The sequence below is a fragment of the Lelliottia sp. SL45 genome (genome assembly GCF_026672535.1).
In the GTDB taxonomy this organism is placed as follows: domain Bacteria; phylum Pseudomonadota; class Gammaproteobacteria; order Enterobacterales; family Enterobacteriaceae; genus Enterobacter; species Enterobacter nimipressuralis.
In genome coordinates, this window is sequence record NZ_JAPPRH010000001.1 from 638,907 (window position 1) to 660,681 (window position 21,775).

The 21,775-nt window shown below is 52.6% G+C and carries 15 protein-coding genes, 1 tRNA gene, 3 rRNA genes and 1 pseudogene; 6 read left to right on the forward strand and 14 right to left on the reverse strand.

The window, feature by feature from the left end; all coding sequences use genetic code 11:
* Positions 1-404: 404 nt before the first annotated feature.
* Entirely contained in the window at positions 405-1,031 is a 627-nt protein-coding gene (gene yihA, locus OVA10_RS03085) for a ribosome biogenesis GTP-binding protein YihA/YsxC (RefSeq protein ID WP_102105704.1), read from the forward strand.
* Between the two features lie 98 nt (positions 1,032-1,129).
* On the opposite strand, the gene OVA10_RS26095 is transcribed toward yihA, so the two are convergent.
* A complete protein-coding gene (locus tag OVA10_RS26095; RefSeq protein ID WP_071892919.1) occupies positions 1,130-1,177 on the reverse strand; it encodes a spot 42 RNA, inhibition of DNA synthesis in 48 nt (15 codons plus the stop codon).
* A 166-nt stretch (positions 1,178-1,343) separates the two neighbouring features.
* Entirely contained in the window at positions 1,344-4,136 is a 2,793-nt protein-coding gene (gene polA / locus OVA10_RS03090; RefSeq protein WP_268195218.1) for a DNA polymerase I, read from the reverse strand.
* A 438-nt stretch (positions 4,137-4,574) separates the two neighbouring features.
* Between polA and OVA10_RS03095 the strand changes: the two genes are divergently transcribed.
* Positions 4,575-5,483 (forward strand): acyltransferase, encoded by a 909-nt coding sequence (locus tag OVA10_RS03095; RefSeq protein ID WP_268195220.1) that lies wholly within the window; start codon positions 4,575-4,577, stop codon positions 5,481-5,483.
* Positions 5,484-5,498: 15 nt separating this feature from the next.
* On the opposite strand, the gene dsbA is transcribed toward OVA10_RS03095, so the two are convergent.
* From dsbA to OVA10_RS03110, 3 genes are all read right to left on the reverse strand, one after another.
* Complete coding sequence (gene dsbA, locus OVA10_RS03100) at positions 5,499-6,122, reverse strand: thiol:disulfide interchange protein DsbA (RefSeq protein WP_102105706.1); 624 nt, start codon at positions 6,120-6,122, stop codon at positions 5,499-5,501.
* A 26-nt stretch (positions 6,123-6,148) separates the two neighbouring features.
* Positions 6,149-7,135 carry a serine/threonine protein kinase gene (locus OVA10_RS03105; RefSeq protein ID WP_181827057.1) on the reverse strand — a complete coding sequence of 329 codons (987 nt, stop codon included), beginning with the start codon at positions 7,133-7,135 and terminating at the stop codon, positions 6,149-6,151.
* A gap of 75 nt (positions 7,136-7,210) precedes the next feature.
* On the reverse strand, positions 7,211-7,480 hold the full coding sequence (locus OVA10_RS03110; protein WP_102105708.1) for a YihD family protein: 270 nt from the start codon (positions 7,478-7,480) through the stop codon (positions 7,211-7,213).
* Between the two features lie 68 nt (positions 7,481-7,548).
* Here OVA10_RS03110 and mobA point away from each other — a divergent pair, with 68 nt between their 5' ends.
* Both mobA and mobB read left to right on the forward strand, forming a co-directional pair.
* Positions 7,549-8,133, forward strand: coding sequence for a molybdenum cofactor guanylyltransferase MobA (gene mobA, locus OVA10_RS03115; RefSeq protein ID WP_268195222.1), 585 nt, complete (start codon positions 7,549-7,551; stop codon positions 8,131-8,133).
* Positions 8,130-8,636: a molybdopterin-guanine dinucleotide biosynthesis protein MobB gene (gene mobB, locus OVA10_RS03120; RefSeq protein ID WP_129035598.1), complete on the forward strand. Its 507-nt coding sequence runs from the start codon at positions 8,130-8,132 to the stop codon at positions 8,634-8,636. Before mobA ends, mobB begins: the two co-directional genes overlap by 4 nt.
* A 91-nt stretch (positions 8,637-8,727) precedes the next feature.
* Here mobB and rrf read toward each other — a convergent pair.
* The 4 genes from rrf to OVA10_RS03140 form a co-directional block, all read right to left on the reverse strand.
* Positions 8,728-8,843: ribosomal RNA gene (gene rrf, locus OVA10_RS03125) — 5S ribosomal RNA — on the reverse strand.
* 93 nt (positions 8,844-8,936) lie between these two features.
* Positions 8,937-11,842: ribosomal RNA gene (locus OVA10_RS03130) — 23S ribosomal RNA — on the reverse strand.
* Between the two features lie 219 nt (positions 11,843-12,061).
* Positions 12,062-12,137: transfer RNA gene (locus OVA10_RS03135), tRNA-Glu, on the reverse strand.
* Between the two features lie 85 nt (positions 12,138-12,222).
* Positions 12,223-13,762 (reverse strand): 16S ribosomal RNA (locus tag OVA10_RS03140).
* The 16S, 23S and 5S rRNA genes sit together here with 1 tRNA gene alongside, the layout of an rRNA operon.
* A 481-nt stretch (positions 13,763-14,243) precedes the next feature.
* Between OVA10_RS03140 and OVA10_RS03145 the strand changes: the two genes are divergently transcribed.
* Both OVA10_RS03145 and mdtD read left to right on the forward strand, forming a co-directional pair.
* On the forward strand, positions 14,244-14,951 hold the full coding sequence (locus tag OVA10_RS03145; RefSeq protein ID WP_107702591.1) for a FadR/GntR family transcriptional regulator: 708 nt from the start codon (positions 14,244-14,246) through the stop codon (positions 14,949-14,951).
* On the forward strand, positions 14,948-16,375 hold the full coding sequence (mdtD, locus tag OVA10_RS03150) for a multidrug transporter subunit MdtD (protein ID WP_100778315.1): 1,428 nt from the start codon (positions 14,948-14,950) through the stop codon (positions 16,373-16,375). Before OVA10_RS03145 ends, mdtD begins: the two co-directional genes overlap by 4 nt.
* Here the strand turns inward: mdtD and rbsR are convergent.
* The 5 genes and pseudogenes from rbsR to rbsA all read right to left on the reverse strand — a co-directional run bounded on the left by rbsR (position 16,323) and on the right by rbsA (position 21,769).
* Complete coding sequence (gene rbsR, locus OVA10_RS03155; RefSeq protein WP_123429756.1) at positions 16,323-17,333, reverse strand: ribose operon transcriptional repressor RbsR; 1,011 nt, start codon at positions 17,331-17,333, stop codon at positions 16,323-16,325. The two genes, mdtD and rbsR, sit on opposite strands and share 53 nt — an antisense overlap.
* Before the next feature lie 3 nt (positions 17,334-17,336).
* Positions 17,337-18,266 carry a ribokinase gene (gene rbsK, locus OVA10_RS03160; RefSeq protein ID WP_123429755.1) on the reverse strand — a complete coding sequence of 310 codons (930 nt, stop codon included), beginning with the start codon at positions 18,264-18,266 and terminating at the stop codon, positions 17,337-17,339.
* A gap of 108 nt (positions 18,267-18,374) precedes the next feature.
* Positions 18,375-19,265 carry a ribose ABC transporter substrate-binding protein RbsB gene (gene rbsB / locus OVA10_RS03165; RefSeq protein WP_100778312.1) on the reverse strand — a complete coding sequence of 297 codons (891 nt, stop codon included), beginning with the start codon at positions 19,263-19,265 and terminating at the stop codon, positions 18,375-18,377.
* Between the two features lie 27 nt (positions 19,266-19,292).
* Positions 19,293-20,259 (reverse strand): annotated as a pseudogene (gene rbsC / locus OVA10_RS03170) (ribose ABC transporter permease).
* 4 nt (positions 20,260-20,263) lie between these two features.
* A complete protein-coding gene (gene rbsA, locus OVA10_RS03175) occupies positions 20,264-21,769 on the reverse strand; it encodes a ribose ABC transporter ATP-binding protein RbsA (RefSeq protein ID WP_268195372.1) in 1,506 nt (501 codons plus the stop codon).
* Positions 21,770-21,775 lie beyond the last annotated feature (6 nt).

Below are 21,775 nucleotides of genomic sequence, written 5' to 3' on the forward strand. Positions count from 1 at the left end.
TCATCCTTAATAGGGTCCATTTCCTTTTTTGAACGCCTCCTGGCGCTAACCATCCTGGTCGTCTTCCTGAGTCTTCGCCTCCTGGCGCTCCTGACCCTTATCCCTAAGTCGTTATCCTGTTGGCATCCTCGCCTTGGGTGCTACTTTACCTTTTTCAGTACTTCTGACAAGCCATCAAACTGGCCAAAATGGTATTTTCAGATAATTCCAAATCCTCAACATTATGATTTTAAATGATATGTTATTTTTACCGCATGAGGATTCTCTTAAATATCCCATAGAGATTATGGGCAATGTCTCACAAACCTAATGGGTTTAATCTACATCCCGGAAGCGAAGTGAAAAGCCTTTTGCCTGCATTCAGGTATACTCCCCTTCAGATTAAGATTTTTGGAGACGACCACGTGACTACCTGGAACTACCAACAGACGCATTTTGTCACCAGTGCGCCTGATATTCGCCACTTACCGCCTGATACAGGTATCGAAGTGGCATTTGCTGGCCGCTCCAACGCGGGCAAATCCAGCGCCCTGAATACACTGACGAACCAGAAAAGCCTGGCGCGTACCTCTAAAACACCAGGTCGTACCCAGCTGATTAACCTGTTTGAAGTCGCTGATGGTAAGCGCCTGGTGGATTTACCCGGTTACGGATACGCAGAAGTGCCGGAAGAGATCAAAATCAAATGGCAGCGCGCGCTGGGGGAATACCTGGAAAAACGCCAGTGCCTGAAAGGGTTGGTTGTACTGATGGATATCCGCCATCCGCTTAAAGATCTCGATCAGCAGATGATCCACTGGGGCGTCGCCAGCGAAATTCCTGTTCTGGTGCTGCTGACCAAAGCCGATAAACTGGCGAGCGGTGCGCGTAAAGCACAGTTAAAACTGGTGCGCGAAGCCGCGGTAGAATTTGGCGGTGACGTGCAAATTGAGACGTTTTCATCGCTGAAAAAGCAAGGTGTGGACGTTTTACGTCATAAGCTTGATAGCTGGTTTAACGATCTGGAACCCGCGACAGAAGCGGAAGAGTGATAAAAAGCGCGGCGATGTCCGCGTTTTTTTTGTCCAAATATTTTCTTTGCCGCAATAAAAAACGCCCCAGTCATTACTGACTGGGGCGGCTAAAATATTCAGCCAAATCCGATTACGTGAAGTAAAAGGTCTGAAAGATAGAACATCTTACCTCTGTACCCTACGTCGTTAACTCTACTCTTTTTTTATCGCTGGACAAAGCACTTTTTGTAGTTTTTTTTCACTCTTTACATAGGTAAATCTAATGATCGTCACAAAAACCACGCTGTTATGTTGCTTACTTACATAAACAGCGTCTTAGTCATCGGACCTTTAGTGAGCTTGATCCCAGTTGTCTCCGCTCCCAACTTCCACCAGCAGTGGCACATCTAATTTCATGCTGCTTTCCATCAGTTCGTGGATCTTTTTCGAGACTGCTTCCAGATCATCCTTGTGCACTTCAAACACCAGTTCATCGTGTACCTGCATGATCATCTTCACGCGGGGTTTGTCCTTTTCCAGCCAGGCATCAACCGCAATCATCGCGCGTTTGATGATGTCTGCTGCGGTCCCCTGCATCGGTGCGTTGATTGCCGCACGTTCAGCGCCGGCGCGGCGCGCAGCGTTACTGGAGGTGATATCCGACAGATAGAGACGACGGCCATCGAGAGTTTCCACATAGCCCTTTTCCTTCGCCTGAGCGCGAGTTCGCTCCATGTATTCCAGCACGCCCGGATAGCGCTCAAAGTAGAGATCCATGTACTTCTGCGACTCTTTGCGCGGAATATTGAGCTGGCGAGAGAGGCCAAAAGCGCTCATGCCGTAGATCAGGCCGAAGTTAATCGCCTTCGCGCTGCGGCGCTGCTCCCCGGTCACGCTGTCCAGTGGCAGACCGAACACTTCTGCCGCCGTGGCGCGGTGGATATCTTTGCCTTCCGCAAATGCCGTCAGCAAACCTTTATCACGCGACAGGTGCGCCATGATGCGCAGCTCGATTTGCGAGTAGTCGGCCGAGACGATCAGATAATCTTCCGGGGCAATAAATGCCTGACGGATGCGTCGCCCCTCTTCGTTACGAACTGGAATGTTTTGCAGGTTAGGATCGGTCGATGATAAACGCCCGGTCGCCGCAACCGCCTGGTGGTAGGAGGTATGAACGCGGCCGGTTTTTGGATTGATCATCAGCGGGAGCTTATCGGTGTAAGTCGATTTTAGCTTCGCGAGGCCGCGGTATTCCAGAATCACTTTCGGCAGCGGGTAATCCAGCGCCAGCTCTTCCAGCACCTCTTCCGAGGTGGACGGCGCGCCGCCAGGTGTTTTCTTCAGCGGTTTAATGCCCTGTTTTTCAAAAAGAATAGTTTGCAGCTGTTTGGTGGACGCGAGGTTAAAAGGCTCGCCGGCAATGTCATGCGCTTTCAGTTCCAGCTCATTCAGACGCAGGCTGATCTCTTCCGAATGTTTGTGCAGTACCGCAGGATCAATTTTGACGCCATTACGCTCAATACGAGACAACACCGGCACCAGCGGCATTTCAACATTTTCGAAAATATTCAGTGGCCCTTCCTGCTTTTGCAGTTTCGGGTACATCTTCAGGTGCAGTTGCAGAGTTACGTCCGCATCTTCCGCCGCATAGCGGCCCGCCTCTTCCAGGGCGATCTGGTTGAAGGTCAGCTGGTTTTTGCCCTTCCCGGCAATCTCTTCAAAGGTGACGGTTTTATGCTTGAGCCAGCGATCGGAGAGTGAATCCATATCGTGGCGGCCCGCCACGCTGTTCAGGATGTAAGATTCCAGCATGGTGTCGAAGGCAATACCGCGCAACTCGATGCCGTAGTTCTGCAAAATACCGCGGTCATACTTCAGGTTTTGCCCGACCTTAAGCGCTTTGTCATCTTCCAGCAGCGGTTTGAGTAGCTCAAGCACGCGGTCACGGGAGATTTGATCCGGAGCATCCAGATAATCATGCGCGACCGGGACATAGGCGGCGATGCCTGGCTCGGTGGCAAAGGAAAGGCCCACCATATTGGCGGAGATGTTATCCAGACTGTCGGTTTCGGTGTCAAAGGCGAAGACCGGCGCTTTTTTCAGTTTCTCGATCCAGGCGATAAGCTGCGCTTCTTCCAGCACCGTTTCGTAGTTTTCGAAGGAGAGCGTACTGGCGGCCTCTTCGACGTCCTCATCGGCATCAACAACGATTGTCTCTTTTGGCTTCGCGGCAGGTTTTGCGCCCTTTGCCTGCATCCATTTACCGGCTTCGAGATCTGTTATCCAGCGTTTGAACTCATATTGCTTAAACAGGCCGAGAAGCTCTTCCGCCACCGGCTGCTGAACTTCGAGCTGCTCACAGGTAAGTTCCAGCTCGACGTCGGTTTTGATGGTGGCCAGCTTATAGGAGAGGTAGGCCACCTCTTTGTTCTGCTCCAGCTTCGCCGCCATGGTTTTTGCACCACGGAACGTCAGGCCGGCGATTTTGTCTGATTCGGCATACAGCGTATCCAGCCCACCCAGGCCTTGCAGCAGCGCCTGCGCGGTTTTTTCGCCGACACCTGGCACACCTGGAATGTTATCCGAGGAGTCGCCCATTAAGGCGAGGAAATCAATGATTAGCTCTGGCGGCACGCCATATTTGGTGACGACTTCTTCCGGCCCAAGAATGGTATTGGTCATGGTATTGATGAGGGTGATCCCAGGCGTAACCAGCTGCGCCATGTCTTTATCACCCGTACTGATCAGCACCGGACGGCCCATTTTCTCTGCTTCACGGGCCAGCGTACCGATGACGTCGTCCGCTTCTACCCCAGAAACTGCCAGCAGCGGCAGGCCCATCGCTTTTACCATCGTGTGCAACGGCTCGATTTGCGCGCGCAGATCGTCTGGCATCGGCGGGCGATGGGATTTGTAATCCTCAAAAAGCTCGTCGCGGAAGGTTTTACCCTTCGCATCGAATACCACCGCCGCATGTGACGGCTGGTATTGCAGGATCAGACTGCGCAGCATATTCAGCACGCCATACATCGCGCCGGTTGGCTCCCCTGCGCTATTGGTCAGAGGAGGAAACGCATGATACGCCCGATACAGGTATGAAGAGCCGTCGACGAGAATAAGAGGGTTTTCTGGAATCTGAACCATAATGTTCGTGCCTTTAATCAATTTATGGCTAAAGGATGCCACAGAAGGATGAAAACATCAGTTTTTAGCACCGAATACAGGAAAAGATTTTGCGATCGTCGGGATCGCTCGCAAAATCAAACTGTGGATAAGTTTGTGCATACTTTTAATTCATATGAAGAATATTGTCATTTCCAGATCGCGTATGATTTTTTTATAGAATATTATCAGCTAGTTATAAATAGATCCGAACGGTATATTTCCATTTGATGACTATTTGCTCTATGTGGATATAAGAAGAGCCTAATAAGGTATGACAGACAAATAATCTGTTAAGGTGCAGATCCTGCGGTATCGTGGAGTGAAAGCCCCTGCTTTTATTTGTTTTCTGGTAAAATCAGCGCCCTGCGGCACCGGTTTGGCTGCCAGATTACAGCTAACTACCTGAAAAAGCTCATCATGTCGAGATTACTCGCTGCAGTAACATTACTGTTAAGCATCTTTTTAACGATCCTGGTTACCATCGCCTGTTCAGTGCCGATCATCGTCGCCGGAATCATTAAACTATTACTGCCTGTCCCTGCTGTCTGGCGCGCGGTATCAGTCTTCTGCAATTTTATGATGTACTGCTGGTGTGAAGGGCTGGCATGGCTGCTACGCCTGAACCCGCATCTGCAATGGGATATCGAAGGGCTGGAAGGCCTGAACAAGAAAAACTGGTATTTACTGCTCTGTAATCACCACAGTTGGGCAGATATCGTGGTGTTATGCGTGCTGTTTCGCAAACATATTCCGATGAACAAATACTTTCTCAAGCAGCAACTGGCTTGGGTGCCGTTTATCGGGCTGGCCTGCTGGTCGCTGGATATGCCGTTTATGAAACGCTATTCACGCAGCTATCTTATTCGTCATCCCGAACGCCGAGGGCGTGATGTTGAAACGACACGTCGCTCCTGTGAGAAATTTCGGGCTCACCCGACGACAATCGTTAACTTCGTTGAAGGCTCACGTTTTACGGAACTGAAACGTCAGCAAACTCGATCCCCTTATAAGAATCTACTGCCGCCAAAAGCGGCGGGAATTGCGATGGCCCTTAATGTACTGGGATCGCAGTTCGATAAATTGCTGAATGTGACGCTGTGCTATCCAGAAAATGACGAGACACCTTTTTACGATATGTTAAGCGGTAAACTGACGCGTATTGTGGTGAGGATAAACCTGGTGCCGGTGAATGAAGAGCTGCACGGCGATTACATCAATGATAAGAATTTCAAACGTCGTTTCCAGCTGTGGCTGAACACGCTGTGGAATGATAAAGATGTGCTGATAAACGATCTTAAGTATGCAAACAAAAACGCCGGTCTGTGACCGGCGTTTTCACTTTTATTTCTTCTCAACCAGATATTTCACGGTGTCAGCGTACTGCTGCACGAAGATATCCATATTGCTGGTATCCATACCCTGCGGATTCACCTGGTATTTACCATTGACGAACATCGCCGGAACGCCCTGCAGCTGAAGGTCTGCGGCCGCTTTTTCCTGCTGCGCGACCAGAGATTTCACCACAAAGCTGTTCCATGCTGCGTCGTAATCTTCGCCTTTCACGCCCGCATCAACAAAGACTTTACGGATATCAGCAACGGTCTGAACAGTTTGAGTTTTCTGTACAGCTTCAAACATAGGTGCTGTGACTTGATCTTCCACGCCCAGCGCCAGCGCAACAGCCCAGGCTTGCGTCAGATCTTTACCCAAAGGACCCAGGAACTCGACATGATACTTGGTCATTTTGGTGCCTTCAGGCAGCTTTTTCTTCACGTTATCAGAAACGTGCAGAACTTCTTCAAACTGGTAGCAGTGCGGGCAATAGAATGAGAAGAACTCAAGCACCTGCGGCTCACCGGCAACCGGCTTTTCGAGGGTAGTGAACTGCTTGCCATCGCTGAATTGAGCAGCAGATGCGCTAAATGCCAGAATCATACCTGCCAGCGCCAGCCATATTTTTTTCATGATCAACTTTCTCCTGATGTGTCCGATTAATACATTGGCGTTAATTGAAGTGGCGGTTCCTGCAGAACCTTAACTTGCTGAATAAAGGTGGTTGTCTGGCTGCGCCAGTAATCTTCCCCGGTAAGCCATGGGAAGTTTTTAGGAAACGCGGGATCGTCCCAACGCCTGATTAACCATGCGAGATAATATACAAAACGCATGGCGCGTAAAGGTTCAATCAGGGCAATTTCGTCTGAATTAAAGGGACTAAATTCTTCGTAGGCTTCGATGATGGTTTCAAGCTGCATCCGCTGTTCGGCTTTATCACCATTCAGCAGCATCCACAGATCCTGAATCGCTGGCCCCATACGGGCATCATCGAGATCAACAAATAGCGGGCCGTCGCGCCAGAGAATATTCCCCGCGTGGCAGTCGCCATGTAAACGCAGAATATCGGTTTGATCATCCCAGCACTCAGTTACGGCAGCAATAAGGGCATCGGTGGCTTTCAGGAAATTCGCTTTCAACGCTTTGGGAATCAGCGTAGATGTTTCGAACACCTGACGCGGCTCCGTTAAATATTCCTCAAGCCCAATAACAGGTCGTGCGCTGAATGCTTTTTTGCGCCCTGTCTGATGCATGCGTCCCAGGTAACGAGCGACCCACTCCATTTGATCGATATTATCAGACTCAAACTGGCGCCCACCCAGGCTCGGGAAAACAGCAAAGAAATATCCCTGATGCGTGAGCAGCGACTGGTGATTAAACTGAATAGGTGCGGCGACCGGGACGTCGTCATTCACCAGATCGAAAGCGAACTGGTGCTCTTCCTGAATTTGCTCCGCCGACCAGCGTTGGGGACGATAGAATTTGACGACAAAGCGCTGGCGATCCTCGTCCTGGAATTGATAGACGCGGTTTTCATAGCTGTTTAAAGGGGTTAGCCCGGAATCCACTCGAATGCCCTGTTCAAACAGAGCATCCATAATGGTATCCGGGTTTAATGTCTGGAAAGTAAAAGCCTTGTCGTTCATCCGATCATCCGGAAATTATACGAATGATTCAGGATATCATTTCACAGCGATTTCGATGGCGCCGCTTACAAGGTTTTACTCTTTAATTACGCCACGGGCGCGCAGCAGCGCGGTTTTGAAATCTTCCTCATAATCTTTCTTAATACCTGGAATCGCGGCATCTTTATCAGAATCACGCATTTTAAGATGATAGATCAGGATGTCATCAGAAAGGTCGGCCAGTTCGCCGTCATAACCTGACTCTTTCGCCAGTTTCTGTAAAAATTGCATCAGGTTAAGCTCTGGCTCTTTTTGCCAGGCAGGCTGGAGAAGTTCGATAACTTCGTTCAGACGTTTACATTTCATCGTAGTGCTCCTTTCATTGATAGGAACACGTTAGCAGGGTCAATCCCACAATAAAAGAGGCGACATTCGTGAATCAGTGCCGGGGAGTGCTCGGCGTCGTGCTTGCAGGGGGAAGGGCGACGAGGATGGGCGGAAAAGATAAGGGCTTACAGGAGCTTAATGGAAAGCCATTATGGCTGCACGTCGCCGATGCGCTGAGAGTCCAGGTGGGAGCAATCGCCGTTAGCGCTAATCGTCACATTGATATTTATCAGCAACGCGGATATCCCGTCTATCAGGATGCGTTAGCTAACTATCCTGGGCCTCTGGCTGGCATGCTGAGCGTGATGCAGCAGGCAGATGATGAATGGTTTCTTTTCTGCCCATGTGATACGCCGTTTATCCCCTCTACGCTTGCTGAGCGCATGATAGAACACCGAAAAGACGCTCCCGTCGTCTGGGTACATGACGGAGAGCGCGATCACCCTGCGATTACGTTGATTAGCAGGAAACTTTGTCCAGATTTACGCGCTTACCTGTCCTCAGGGGAGAGACGCGTTATGGTATTTATGCGCCAGTCAGGCGGTCATTCCGTTGATTTTAGCGATCTGAAAGAGGCTTTTGTTAACGTGAATACCACGGAAGATTTGCAAACACTGCAGGGGAAAGTATGAAACCTGTTTTAGCGATTGCCGCCTGGAGTGGGACGGGGAAAACATCACTTCTGAAAAAGCTGATCCCGGCCCTGTGCGCGCAAGGTATTCGTCCAGGATTGATTAAGCATACTCACCACAATATGGATATTGATAAGCCCGGCAAAGACAGCTACGAGCTGCGAAAAGCGGGTGCGGCTCAAACCATGGTAGCCAGCGCGCAACGATGGGCATTAATGACGGAGACACCGGGAGAAGAGGCGCTGGATTTGGATTATCTGGTGAGCCGAATGGATCATTCGACGCTGGATCTGGTGCTGGTTGAGGGATTTAAGCATGAATCGGTAGCGAAGATTTTGCTTTTCAGAAGCGATGCAGGGCATGAAATCGCTGAATTGACCGTGGATCAGCATGTGATTGCTGTCGCCAGTGATATTCCGCTTTCACTTCCGGTGCCGATTCTGGATTTAAATGATGTTGCTGGTGTTGTTGCGTTTATTCAGGAGTGGATGGCAGGACAGTAACCGGGCTGTTGTGCCGGTCCGGGATTAATTTTGAATAAAGACAAAAACGCAAAAAGGCCATCCTTGCGGATGGCCTCTTCACTTATTTGATGCCTGGCAGTTCCCTACTCTCACATGGGGAGACCCCACACTACCATCGGCGCTACGGCGTTTCACTTCTGAGTTCGGCATGGGGTCAGGTGGGACCACCGCGCTAAAGCCGCCAGGCAAATTCTGTTATCAACACGCATTCCTGCGAATCAATTAATCTGTATCAGCTGAAAATCGGTCTCTGCTTCGCCAAAACATCTTCGGCGTTGTAAGGTTAAGCCTCACGGTTCATTAGTACTGGTTAGCTCAATACATCGCTGCACTTACACACCCAGCCTATCAACGTCGTAGTCTTCAACGTTCCTTCAGGACCCTTAAAGGGTCAGGGAGAACTCATCTCGGGGCAAGTTTCGTGCTTAGATGCTTTCAGCACTTATCTTTTCCGCATTTAGCTACCGGGCAATGCCATTGGCATGACAACCCGAACACCAGTGATGCGTCCACTCCGGTCCTCTCGTACTAGGAGCAGCCCCCTCAATTCTCCAGCGCCCACGGCAGATAGGGACCGAACTGTCTCACGACGTTCTAAACCCAGCTCGCGTACCACTTTAAACGGCGAACAGCCGTACCCTTGGGACCTACTTCAGCCCCAGGATGTGATGAGCCGACATCGAGGTGCCAAACACCGCCGTCGATATGAACTCTTGGGCGGTATCAGCCTGTTATCCCCGGAGTACCTTTTATCCGTTGAGCGATGGCCCTTCCATTCAGAACCACCGGATCACTATGACCTGCTTTCGCACCTGCTCGAGCCGTCACTCTCGCAGTCAAGCTAGCTTATGCCATTGCACTAACCTCCTGATGTCCGACCAGGATTAGCTAACCTTCGTGCTCCTCCGTTACTCTTTAGGAGGAGACCGCCCCAGTCAAACTACCCACCAGACACTGTCCGCAACCCGGATTACGGGTCTACGTTAGAACACCAGCCATTAAAGGGTGGTATTTCAAGGTTGGCTCCACGCAGACTGGCGTCCACGCTTCAAAGCCTCCCACCTATCCTACACATCAAGGACCAGTGTTCAGTGTCAAGCTATAGTAAAGGTTCACGGGGTCTTTCCGTCTTGCCGCGGGTACACTGCATCTTCACAGCGAGTTCAATTTCACTGAGTCTCGGGTGGAGACAGCCTGGCCATCATTACGCCATTCGTGCAGGTCGGAACTTACCCGACAAGGAATTTCGCTACCTTAGGACCGTTATAGTTACGGCCGCCGTTTACCGGGGCTTCGATCAAGAGCTTCGCGTTGCCGCTAACCCCATCAATTAACCTTCCGGCACCGGGCAGGCGTCACACCGTATACGTCCACTTTCGTGTTTGCACAGTGCTGTGTTTTTAATAAACAGTTGCAGCCAGCTGGTATCTTCGACTGGTTTCAGCTCCATCCGCAGGGACTTCACCTACACACCAGCGTGCCTTCTCCCGAAGTTACGGCACCATTTTGCCTAGTTCCTTCACCCGAGTTCTCTCAAGCGCCTTGGTATTCTCTACCTGACCACCTGTGTCGGTTTGGGGTACGATTTGATGTTACCTGATGCTTAGAGGCTTTTCCTGGAAGCAGGGCATTTGTTACTTCAGCACCGTAGTGCCTCGTCATCACACCTCAGCGTTAAAAAGGTACCGGATTTACCTGGAACCTCCGCCTACATGCTTAAACCGGGACAACCGTCGCCCGGCTAACATAGCCTTCTCCGTCCCCCCTTCGCAGTAACACCAAGTACAGGAATATTAACCTGTTTCCCATCGACTACGCCTTTCGGCCTCGCCTTAGGGGTCGACTCACCCTGCCCCGATTAACGTTGGACAGGAACCCTTGGTCTTCCGGCGAGCGGGCTTTTCACCCGCTTTATCGTTACTTATGTCAGCATTCGCACTTCTGATACCTCCAGCATGCCTCACAGCACACCTTCAACGGCTTACAGAACGCTCCCCTACCCAACAACGCATAAGCGTCGCTGCCGCAGCTTCGGTGCATGGTTTAGCCCCGTTACATCTTCCGCGCAGGCCGACTCGACCAGTGAGCTATTACGCTTTCTTTAAATGATGGCTGCTTCTAAGCCAACATCCTGGCTGTCTGTGCCTTCCCACATCGTTTCCCACTTAACCATGACTTTGGGACCTTAGCTGGCGGTCTGGGTTGTTTCCCTCTTCACGACGGACGTTAGCACCCGCCGTGTGTCTCCCGTGATAACATTCTTCGGTATTCGTAGTTTGCATCGGGTTGGTAAGCCGGGATGGCCCCCTAGCCGAAACAGTGCTCTACCCCCGAAGATGAGTTCACGAGGCGCTACCTAAATAGCTTTCGGGGAGAACCAGCTATCTCCCGGTTTGATTGGCCTTTCACCCCCAGCCACAAGTCATCCGCTAATTTTTCAACATTAGTCGGTTCGGTCCTCCAGTTAGTGTTACCCAACCTTCAACCTGCCCATGGCTAGATCACCGGGTTTCGGGTCTATACCCTGCAACTTAACGCCCAGTTAAGACTCGGTTTCCCTTCGGCTCCCCTATACGGTTAACCTTGCTACAGAATATAAGTCGCTGACCCATTATACAAAAGGTACGCAGTCACCCCATAAAAGAGGCTCCCACTGCTTGTACGTACACGGTTTCAGGTTCTTTTTCACTCCCCTCGCCGGGGTTCTTTTCGCCTTTCCCTCACGGTACTGGTTCACTATCGGTCAGTCAGGAGTATTTAGCCTTGGAGGATGGTCCCCCCATATTCAGACAGGATACCACGTGTCCCGCCCTACTCTTCGAGTTCACAGCGTGTGCATTTTTGTGTACGGGACTTTCACCCTGTATCGTGCGACTTTCCAGACGCTTCCACTAACACACGCGCTGATTCAGACTCTGGGCTCCTCCCCGTTCGCTCGCCGCTACTGGGGGAATCTCGGTTGATTTCTTTTCCTCGGGGTACTTAGATGTTTCAGTTCCCCCGGTTCGCCTCATGCCACTATGTATTCATGACATGATAGTGTGTCGGAACACACTGGGTTTCCCCATTCGGGTATCGCCGGGTCAAAGGTTCATATCACCTCGCCGACGCTTATCGCAGATTAGCACGCCCTTCATCGCCTCTGACTGCCAGGGCATCCACCGTGTACGCTTAGTCGCTTAACCTCACAACCCGAAGATGTTTCGTAAAACACCCTCGTGTCGCGAAAATTTGAGAGACTCGAACACACCGTCACTCTGTTCTTATTACGGAGAACAGACGCAGTGTGTCGTTTCAATTTTCAGCTTGATCCAGATTTTTAAAGAGCAAATATCTCAAACATGATTCCTGAGAATCAGTTTTGAGATATTAAGGCAGGTGACTTTCACTCACAAACCAGCAAGTGGCGTCCCCTAGGGGATTCGAACCCCTGTTACCGCCGTGAAAGGGCGGTGTCCTGGGCCTCTAGACGAAGGGGACACTGAAGTCTCAATCGCAAGACGCCTTGCTATTTACTTTTCATCAGACAATCTGTGTGGACACTACAAAGGCAGGTTCTTTCAGGTAAGGAGGTGATCCAACCGCAGGTTCCCCTACGGTTACCTTGTTACGACTTCACCCCAGTCATGAATCACAAAGTGGTAAGCGCCCTCCCGAAGGTTAAGCTACCTACTTCTTTTGCAACCCACTCCCATGGTGTGACGGGCGGTGTGTACAAGGCCCGGGAACGTATTCACCGTAGCATTCTGATCTACGATTACTAGCGATTCCGACTTCATGGAGTCGAGTTGCAGACTCCAATCCGGACTACGACGTACTTTATGAGGTCCGCTTGCTCTCGCGAGGTCGCTTCTCTTTGTATACGCCATTGTAGCACGTGTGTAGCCCTACTCGTAAGGGCCATGATGACTTGACGTCATCCCCACCTTCCTCCAGTTTATCACTGGCAGTCTCCTTTGAGTTCCCGGCCGGACCGCTGGCAACAAAGGATAAGGGTTGCGCTCGTTGCGGGACTTAACCCAACATTTCACAACACGAGCTGACGACAGCCATGCAGCACCTGTCTCACGGTTCCCGAAGGCACTAAAGCATCTCTGCTAAATTCCGTGGATGTCAAGAGTAGGTAAGGTTCTTCGCGTTGCATCGAATTAAACCACATGCTCCACCGCTTGTGCGGGCCCCCGTCAATTCATTTGAGTTTTAACCTTGCGGCCGTACTCCCCAGGCGGTCGACTTAACGCGTTAGCTCCGGAAGCCACTCCTCAAGGGAACAACCTCCAAGTCGACATCGTTTACGGCGTGGACTACCAGGGTATCTAATCCTGTTTGCTCCCCACGCTTTCGCACCTGAGCGTCAGTCTTTGTCCAGGGGGCCGCCTTCGCCACCGGTATTCCTCCAGATCTCTACGCATTTCACCGCTACACCTGGAATTCTACCCCCCTCTACAAGACTCTAGCCTGCCAGTTTCGAATGCAGTTCCCAGGTTGAGCCCGGGGATTTCACATCCGACTTGACAGACCGCCTGCGTGCGCTTTACGCCCAGTAATTCCGATTAACGCTTGCACCCTCCGTATTACCGCGGCTGCTGGCACGGAGTTAGCCGGTGCTTCTTCTGCGAGTAACGTCAATCACTGTGGTTATTAACCACAATGCCTTCCTCCTCGCTGAAAGTACTTTACAACCCGAAGGCCTTCTTCATACACGCGGCATGGCTGCATCAGGCTTGCGCCCATTGTGCAATATTCCCCACTGCTGCCTCCCGTAGGAGTCTGGACCGTGTCTCAGTTCCAGTGTGGCTGGTCATCCTCTCAGACCAGCTAGGGATCGTCGCCTAGGTGAGCCGTTACCCCACCTACTAGCTAATCCCATCTGGGCACATCTGATGGCAAGAGGCCCGAAGGTCCCCCTCTTTGGTCTTGCGACGTTATGCGGTATTAGCTACCGTTTCCAGTAGTTATCCCCCTCCATCAGGCAGTTTCCCAGACATTACTCACCCGTCCGCCGCTCGTCACCCGAGAGCAAGCTCTCTGTGCTACCGCTCGACTTGCATGTGTTAGGCCTGCCGCCAGCGTTCAATCTGAGCCATGATCAAACTCTTCAATTTAAGTTTGATGCTCGTGAATTAAACTTCGTAATGAATTACGTATGTTCACTCAGAGACTTTGGTATTCATTTAGCGTCTTTCGACGTTTAGAATCCATGTCACTTTGAGTGCCCACACAGATTGTCTGATAAATTGTTAAAGAGCAGTGCAACGCGGCTTTCGCTCACCGTTGCGAGGTCCCGTATAATACGTTTTCCTCATTCAGAGTCAAGCGTTTAATTTCGCTTTTCGCTGTCGGCGTTCATCGCTGAACCCCTTCTGTCCCGGCGGCTTGCGTGCCGTTGTTCCGTGTCAGTGGAGGCGCATTATAGGGAGTTATTCTGAGGTGACAAGAGGAAATGTAAAAAAACTTTCTGACCGTATCTTTTTTCGCCAAAACGCTGGTTAACAAGCCACAAACTGTCCTATTTGCTGTTTTTGCAGTCACAAACACACGCCTGATGGCATACTTAACAGCATGTACTATTAAGGAATAAGAGCGATGCCCTTAAGCGCGCAACAGCTGGCCGCCCAAAAAAACCTCTCTTACGTGCTGGCAGAGAAACTGGCCCAACGCATTCTGGCAGGAAAATATATGCCCGGAAGCATTCTTCCCGGTGAAATGGAGCTGGGTGAACAGTTTGGCGTGAGCCGTACCGCCGTGCGTGAAGCGGTAAAAACCTTAACCGCGAAAGGCATGGTGCTTCCGCGCCCACGCATCGGAACTCGCGTGATGCCTCAGAGCAACTGGAACTTCCTCGACCAGGAGCTGCTCTCGTGGTGGATGACCGAAGAGAACTTCCATCAGGTTGTGGAGCATTTCCTGGTTATGCGTGGCAGCCTCGAACCTCAGGCATGTCTGCTCGCCGCTGTGCAAGGCAGCGCCGAGCAAAAAGCGCAGCTTAATACGTTGATGGACGAAATGACCTTCCTGAAGCAGCATTTCAACCGCCAGCGCTGGATTGAAGTGGATATGTCCTGGCACGAGCAAATTTACGCGATGAGCGGAAACCCTTTCCTGACCTCCTTTGCCTCCCTGTTCCATTCGGTGTATCACACCTACTTTGCTTCTATTACTCAGAATGACGTGGTGAAGCTGGACCAGCACCAGGCCATTGTCGATGCCATTCAGGAGAGCGACGGACAGCGCGCTTTACTCGCCTGCCAGGTTTTATTAGCAACACCACACCAACAACCGGACAATCAATGACTGAGAAAAAAGCACGCAGCATGGCGGGATTGCCATGGATTGCGGCAATGGCTTTCTTTATGCAGGCGCTGGATGCCACCATTCTTAACACGGCCCTCCCGGCCATTGCCGAAAGTCTCAACCGCTCCCCGTTGGCGATGCAATCCGCCATCATCAGCTATACGCTGACCGTCGCGATGCTGATCCCGGTCAGCGGCTGGCTGGCGGACCGCTTCGGTACACGTCGAATCTTTATGCTCGCCGTCACTCTGTTTACGCTCGGTTCGCTGGCCTGTGCACTTTCGACATCCCTGGCGGAGCTGGTTGTCTTCCGTATCCTGCAGGGCATCGGCGGCGCAATGATGATGCCGGTCGCACGCCTGGCGCTGTTACGTGCTTACCCGCGCAGCGAGCTTTTACCGGTACTGAACTTTGTGACCATGCCCGGTCTGGTCGGCCCCATTCTCGGGCCGGTTCTTGGCGGCGTGCTGGTCACCTGGGCGAGCTGGCACTGGATATTCCTCATCAATATTCCGATTGGCGTGGCAGGCCTTTGCTACGCCCGCAAATATATGCCGAACTTCACCACGCCAAAACGCAGCTTTGATATGGGCGGCTTTTTCCTGTTCGGCCTGAGCCTGGTGTTGTTCTCCACCGGCATGGAGTTATTTGGCGAGAAAATCGTCGCCACCTGGATCGCCCTTTCTATCATTCTGAGCGGCATCCTGCTTTTCCTTCTCTATATACGTCACGCGCGTCGTCATCCGACGCCGCTGATTTCATTGCTGCTGTTCAAAACCCGAACTTTCTCGGTGGGGATTGCAGGAAACATCGCTTCGCGTCTGGGTACCGGCTGCGTGCCCTTCCTGATGCCGCTGATGCTGCAGGTAGGGTTTGGCTATCCGGCGCTGATAGCCGGGTGCATGATGGCCCCGACCGCCGTCGGGTCAATTCTGGCGAAATCGATGGTGACGCAGATTTTGCGTCGGCTGGGCTATCGTAAAACGCTGGTGGGTGTCACGGTCTTTATCGGTCTAATGATTGCGCAGTTTTCGCTTCAGTCCGCCGCCTTCCCGGCGTGGATGCTGCTGCTCCCGCTCTTTATCCTGGGCATGGCGATGTCTATCCAGTTTACGTCGATGAATACCATCAGCCTCGCGGATCTCACCGACGAAAATGCCAGTGGCGGCAACAGCGTACTGGCTGTGACGCAGCAGCTGTCGATCAGTTTAGGCGTGGCGGTGAGCGCAGCGGTGCTGCGCGTCTATGAAGGGATGGAAGGGACGAACACGGTTGAGCAGTTCCATTACACCTTTATCACGATGGGCGCACTGACGGTGGTCTCGGCGCTGGTGTTCATGCTGCTCAAACCCAAAGATGGGCGCAATCTGATTAAAGATCGCCACCAGCCGAAACAGAACCGCGTTCCATCAGAACAGGAGTAAGCTGCAAACGTTGCTGCTGAAGTGCGGGCTGTGCCATACGATGAATCAACACATCGATCGCCAGCTCGCCCAGCTCATCTTTCGGCTGATGAATGGTGGTCAGCGGCGGCGTCATATACTGAGCCAGCTCGATATCATCGTAACCAATCACCGCCATATCCTGGGGAACGCGTAATCCCGCCTGATACAACGCCTGATACGCACCAAAAGCCATCGCATCGTTACCGATAAATACCGCCTGCGGACGCACGTCCTGCGCCAGCAGTTTTTGCATCGCCTCAAAACCACCGTTAAATTCAAAATCGCCGGTGATGCGATATCCGTCCGGAACGGGCAGCCCCGCGCGTTCCATAGCAGCGAGAAATCCCTCAAGACGTAAACGCGCCGGAGTTTTATCCAGCGGCCCGGTAATGCAGGCGATGCGGCTGTAGCCTTTATCAATCAAATGCTGCGTCGCCATATCCCCGCCCAGCAGCGAGTTATCCTGAATCAGATCGCTGGTCCCGTCGAAGGGCGCCCAGTCCATCATCACCGTTGGAACGGAGGGATAGCGCTGCATGATCTCTTTGGAGGGCTGGTGCGTTTCGGTACACAGCAGCAATAATCCATCGACGCGTTTTTGCATTAGCGTTTCCAGATTACGGTTCATACGCTGTTCGTCGCCCTCGGTGTTACACAGCACCAGGCTGTAACCACGCTCAAAGCAGCTACGCTCAACGCCGCGCACCAGCTCTGAATAGAACGGGTTAGTACTGGCGGTGATCAGCATGCCGATGGTGTGCGTCTGATTAAGCTTAAGACTGCGCGCGAGCGCCGAAGGAGCGTAGTTGAGGTCTTTAATGGCAGCGTCGACTTTTTCCCGTATCGCCTCGCTGACAAAGCGATCGTTATTGATGACATGGGAAACCGTCGAAGTAGAAACGCCCGCCATGCGGGCGACATCTTTCATTGTGGCCAAGCGTTACCTCTGCTGACTCAAAAATTCATCAATCTCTTTGCGCCATGGAACGGAAGGCTGTGCCCCTTTGCGTGTCACCGCAATCGCGGCTGCGGCATGAGCGAAGCGGATGGCATTGTCCAGCGAGCCACCTTCCAGCAGCGCCGTAACCAGCGCACCGTTAAAGGTATCTCCCGCCGCGATCGTATCAATCGCTTTAACCTTAAAGCCGGGAACGCGACGACCTTCGCCGTTGACGCTCGCCCATACGCCACGGCTTCCGAGCGTAATGATGACCGTACCGATACCTTTATCGTGCAGCGCCTGAGCGGCACGCGCCGCGTCGTCATCATTTTCCACGCGAATGCCCGTCAGCTTTTCGGCTTCCGTTTCGTTCGGGGTGATGATGTCCACCAGCGCCAGCAACTCGTCTGATAATAGACGCGCTGGAGCAGGGTTAAGTACGACAGTGGTATGATTTTCATGTGCAATTTTCGCGGCCGCCAGCACGCTTTCGACCGGCGATTCGAGCTGCATCAGCAGCGCTTCGGCGCTGGAGATCAATTCTCGCTGCGCTTCAACGCGTTCGATGGTCAGTGCCGCATTGGCACCCGCATGAATACCGATGACATTCTCACCTTCTGCGTTGACAAAAATCAGCGCCACGCCCGTCGATTCCCCGCCCACCACACTTACGGGTGAGATATCGATATGGTCGCTCTCCAGCTGTTTACGCACGCGCTCGCCCGTATCGTCATCGCCGGTACAGGCGATAAATGCAATATTAGCGCCGCTGCGACCGGCGGCCACCGCCTGGTTCGCGCCTTTACCGCCGAAAGCCACCTGATACTGATTACCGGTGACGGTTTCGCCAGGCGTGGGGAAAGCATCAAGGTTAAGAATGTGATCGGCATTAATACTGCCAAGGACGACGAGATTAACTGCGGTTTTCATGTTTAAGCTGTCCAGTAAAGATCGCCACCGGTTTTACCCGGTGGCGTATGCCACACTTTTCTTTATTTGTAGTCCCTCAGGCCGTCAGACGACCGCCTGAATCGCCTATTACTGCTTGACGACCAGCTTCAGGTCAACCGGATATTTCGCCTGGACTTTCTCGCCCTTCAGCACTTTATCCGCAGTCTGAACACCCGTCGCACCAATCTGCTCAGGCAGCTGCGCGATGGTTGCCGCCAGTTTGCCATCATTTACGGCTTTCTCACCGTCTGGCGTGCCGTCAAAACCAACCACCATCACATCCGATTTACCGGCAGTCTGCAGCGCACGCAGCGCGCCGAGTGCCATTTCATCGTTCTGTGCGAAGACAGCCTGCACTTCAGGGTGCGCCGTCAGCAGGTTCTGCATAACGTTCAGGCCTTTAGTACGGTCGAAGTCAGCAGGCTGGCTGGCCAGGACGTTAAATTTGTGGGCTGCCACGGCTTGCTGGAAACCTTCGCCACGCTCACGCGCTGCGGATGTCCCTGCGATACCCTGCAGTTCGATCACTTTGGCGCCTTCGCCTGCTTTCTTCGCGATGTAATCACCCGCGATTTTACCGCCCAGCACGTTATCAGACGCGATATGGCTAACGACGTCACCTTTTGTCGCCACACGGTCAAGGGTGATTACCGGGATTTTCGCCTGGTTGGCCATCTTCACGGCGTTACCGACCGCATCAGAGTCGGTTGGGTTGATCAGCAGGATTTTGGTGCCACGAACGGTTAAGTCCTGAACGTTAGCCAGCTCTTTCGCCGGGTTGTTCTGAGAGTCTAGAACCACCAGGTTATAACCCAGTTTGTCGGCTTCTTTCTGCGCACCATCCTTCAGGGAAACGAAGAACGGGTTATTCAGGGTCGAGATGACCAGCGCGATGGTGTCTTTCGCCATTGCGTTCGCACTAACGGTCGCGCTCAGTGCCACAGCAGAAACCAGGGTAGCCAGTTTTTTCATGTTCATATCAGAGATGTCCTGTAGTGTCGTCAGTTACTGTTTTTTGTTGTCTACCAGAACCGCCAGCAAAATCACCACTGCTTTAACGATCATCTGGTAATAGGAGGAAACACCTAACAAATTCAAACCATTATTCAGGAAGCCAAGAATCAGTGCGCCGATCAATGTCCCAACAATGCGACCTTTACCCCCCGCCAGGCTCGTACCCCCCAGTACCACGGCGGCAATCGCATCCAGCTCATAGCCCGTTCCCGCTGTCGGCTGCGCAGAAGAGAGGCGCGCCACTTCGATGATACCTGCCAGCGATGCCAGCAAACCGCACAGGGAATAGACGATAATTTTGACTTTATTGACGCTAATACCGGAGAGACGCGTCGCCGCTTCGTTACCGCCCAGCGCATAGATATAGCGGCCGAGGCGCGTGTGGTGCAGCATGTACCAGGCCGCCAGGAAGACGATACCCATAATCCACACCGGCGTCGGGATACCCAGCGGACGACCGATACCAAACCAGCCAAACAGATCGGCGTTATCGGTAAAGCCGGTATTCACGGGGCTGCCGTTGGTGTACACCATCGTGACACCGCGCAGCAGCAGCATCATCACCAGCGTGGCGATAAACGCCTGCACGCGGCCTTTAGCCACAATCATCCCGGTGACTGCACCCACTGCGGCGCCTAACGCCAGGGCAGCGGCGATAGCCACCAGCGCGTTAACCTCAAACCCTACGATTGAAGCCGCTACCGCGCCGGTGAGCGCCAGCAGGGAACCGACGGACAGGTCGATCCCCGACGTCAGAATAACCAGCGTCATGCCGACCGCCATAATGGCGTTCACGGACGTCTGCTGGAGAATATTGAACAGGTTATTGACGGTAAAAAAAGTTCGGGCTCATGGTCGACACAATCGCGATCAGCACCAGCAGCGCAATCAGTGATTTTTGTTCCAACAGCCATGCCTTGGTGAAATAGCGGCGACCAGAAACAGCCTGGGTAGTCATCTTCTTACTCCTGATTCACGCGATTAAGCTTGCCCACAGCGGCAGCCATCAGAACTTCCTGGGTGGCCTGCTCGCGAGTGAATTCACCGCCGAGATGCCCTTCATGCATGACGATAATGCGATCGCTCATGCCTAATACTTCTGGCATCTCGGAAGAGACCAGAATGATGCTCAGACCGTCAGCCTTGAACTGGTTGATCAGCTGATAAATCTCTTTCTTGGCGCCCACGTCAACGCCACGGGTTGGCTCGTCGAGGATCAGCACTTTTGGACGCGTCATCAGACCGCGGGCAATCGCCACTTTTTGCTGATTACCACCGGAGAGCAGGCCGATTGCCTGTTCCATCGACGGCGTTTTCACGTTAAACAGGCGAATAAAATCACTGACCGCCTGCTGTTCGTCTTTGTGCTTCAAGCTGCCGCCGCTGCGGCTGAAGTAGCCCAGCGCCGTCAGGGACATATTCTCTTTCACCGACATCCCGAGCACTAAGCCATCGCGCTTACGGTCTTCGGAGATATAGACGATGCCGTTCGCCAGCCCATCCTGTGGAGAGCGGGTGACAACTTCATGGCCGTCGAGGGTGACGTAACCGCTGGTGCGCGGCAGCGCGCCGTACAGCACTTTCATCAGCTCGGTACGCCCGGCCCCCATCAGCCCGGCCACGCCAAGGATTTCGCCCTGACGCAGCGTGAAGGAGACATCGTTTACGCCCGGCCCACACAGATTGTCGACTTTCAGACGGACAGCGCCCGGCGTTTTGTCGAGACGCGGATACTGTTCTTCCAGCTTGCGCCCCACCATCATCTCAATCAGTGTATCTTCGGTCAGCGAGGAGACCTCGCGCTCGGCAATAAATTGCCCGTCGCGGAATACCGTCACGTCATCGCAAATCTCGAAGATCTCTTTCATACGGTGGGATATATAGACGATCCCGCGCCCCTGAGATTTCAGCTCGCGGATCACGCGGAACAGGGATTCGGTTTCCGTATCGGTCAGGGCGTCGGTCGGTTCATCCATAACGATGACTTTCGACTCGAAGCTCAGCACTTTGGCGATTTCCACCATCTGCTGATCGCCAATAGACAAGTCGCCTACCAGACGGTCGCTTTTAAAGCGCAGATTCAGCTTCGCCAGCAAAAGATCGGCTTCGGCGTACATCTTTTTCCAGTCGATTTTGCCAAAGCGATTAACGAATTCACGGCCCAGGAAGATGTTTTCCGCAATGGTGAGCTGCGGGATCAGGTTCAGCTCCTGGTGGATAATGCCAATCCCGGCTTCCTGAGAGGATTTAGGTCCGGTGAAGGTCGTCTCTTTCCCCAGCCACAGCAGCGTTCCGGCGTCACGGGCATAAATGCCGGTGAGCACTTTCATCATCGTGGATTTGCCAGCGCCGTTTTCACCCACCAGCGCCATAACGCGCCCGGAGTAAACGTTTAACGCGGCGCCGGAGAGGGCTTTTACGCCCGGGAACGATTTATCGATCCCTTTGAGTTGCAATAATGCGTCCATGATGGC

Coding starts and splice junctions, on each gene's coding strand:
- polA (WP_268195218.1), bottom strand. CDS start 4,136: ATGGTTCAGATTCCAGAAAACCCTCTTATTCTCGTCGACGGCTCTTCA.
- OVA10_RS03095 (WP_268195220.1), top strand. CDS start 4,575: ATGTCGAGATTACTCGCTGCAGTAACATTACTGTTAAGCATCTTTTTA.
- dsbA (WP_102105706.1), bottom strand. CDS start 6,122: ATGAAAAAAATATGGCTGGCGCTGGCAGGTATGATTCTGGCATTTAGC.
- OVA10_RS03105 (WP_181827057.1), bottom strand. CDS start 7,135: ATGAACGACAAGGCTTTTACTTTCCAGACATTAAACCCGGATACCATT.
- OVA10_RS03110 (WP_102105708.1), bottom strand. CDS start 7,480: ATGAAATGTAAACGTCTGAACGAAGTTATCGAACTTCTCCAGCCTGCC.
- mobB (WP_129035598.1), top strand. CDS start 8,130: ATGAAACCTGTTTTAGCGATTGCCGCCTGGAGTGGGACGGGGAAAACA.
- OVA10_RS03145 (WP_107702591.1), top strand. CDS start 14,244: ATGCCCTTAAGCGCGCAACAGCTGGCCGCCCAAAAAAACCTCTCTTAC.
- mdtD (WP_100778315.1), top strand. CDS start 14,948: ATGACTGAGAAAAAAGCACGCAGCATGGCGGGATTGCCATGGATTGCG.
- rbsK (WP_123429755.1), bottom strand. CDS start 18,266: ATGAAAACCGCAGTTAATCTCGTCGTCCTTGGCAGTATTAATGCCGAT.
- rbsB (WP_100778312.1), bottom strand. CDS start 19,265: ATGAACATGAAAAAACTGGCTACCCTGGTTTCTGCTGTGGCACTGAGC.
- rbsA (WP_268195372.1), bottom strand. CDS start 21,769: ATGGACGCATTATTGCAACTCAAAGGGATCGATAAATCGTTCCCGGGC.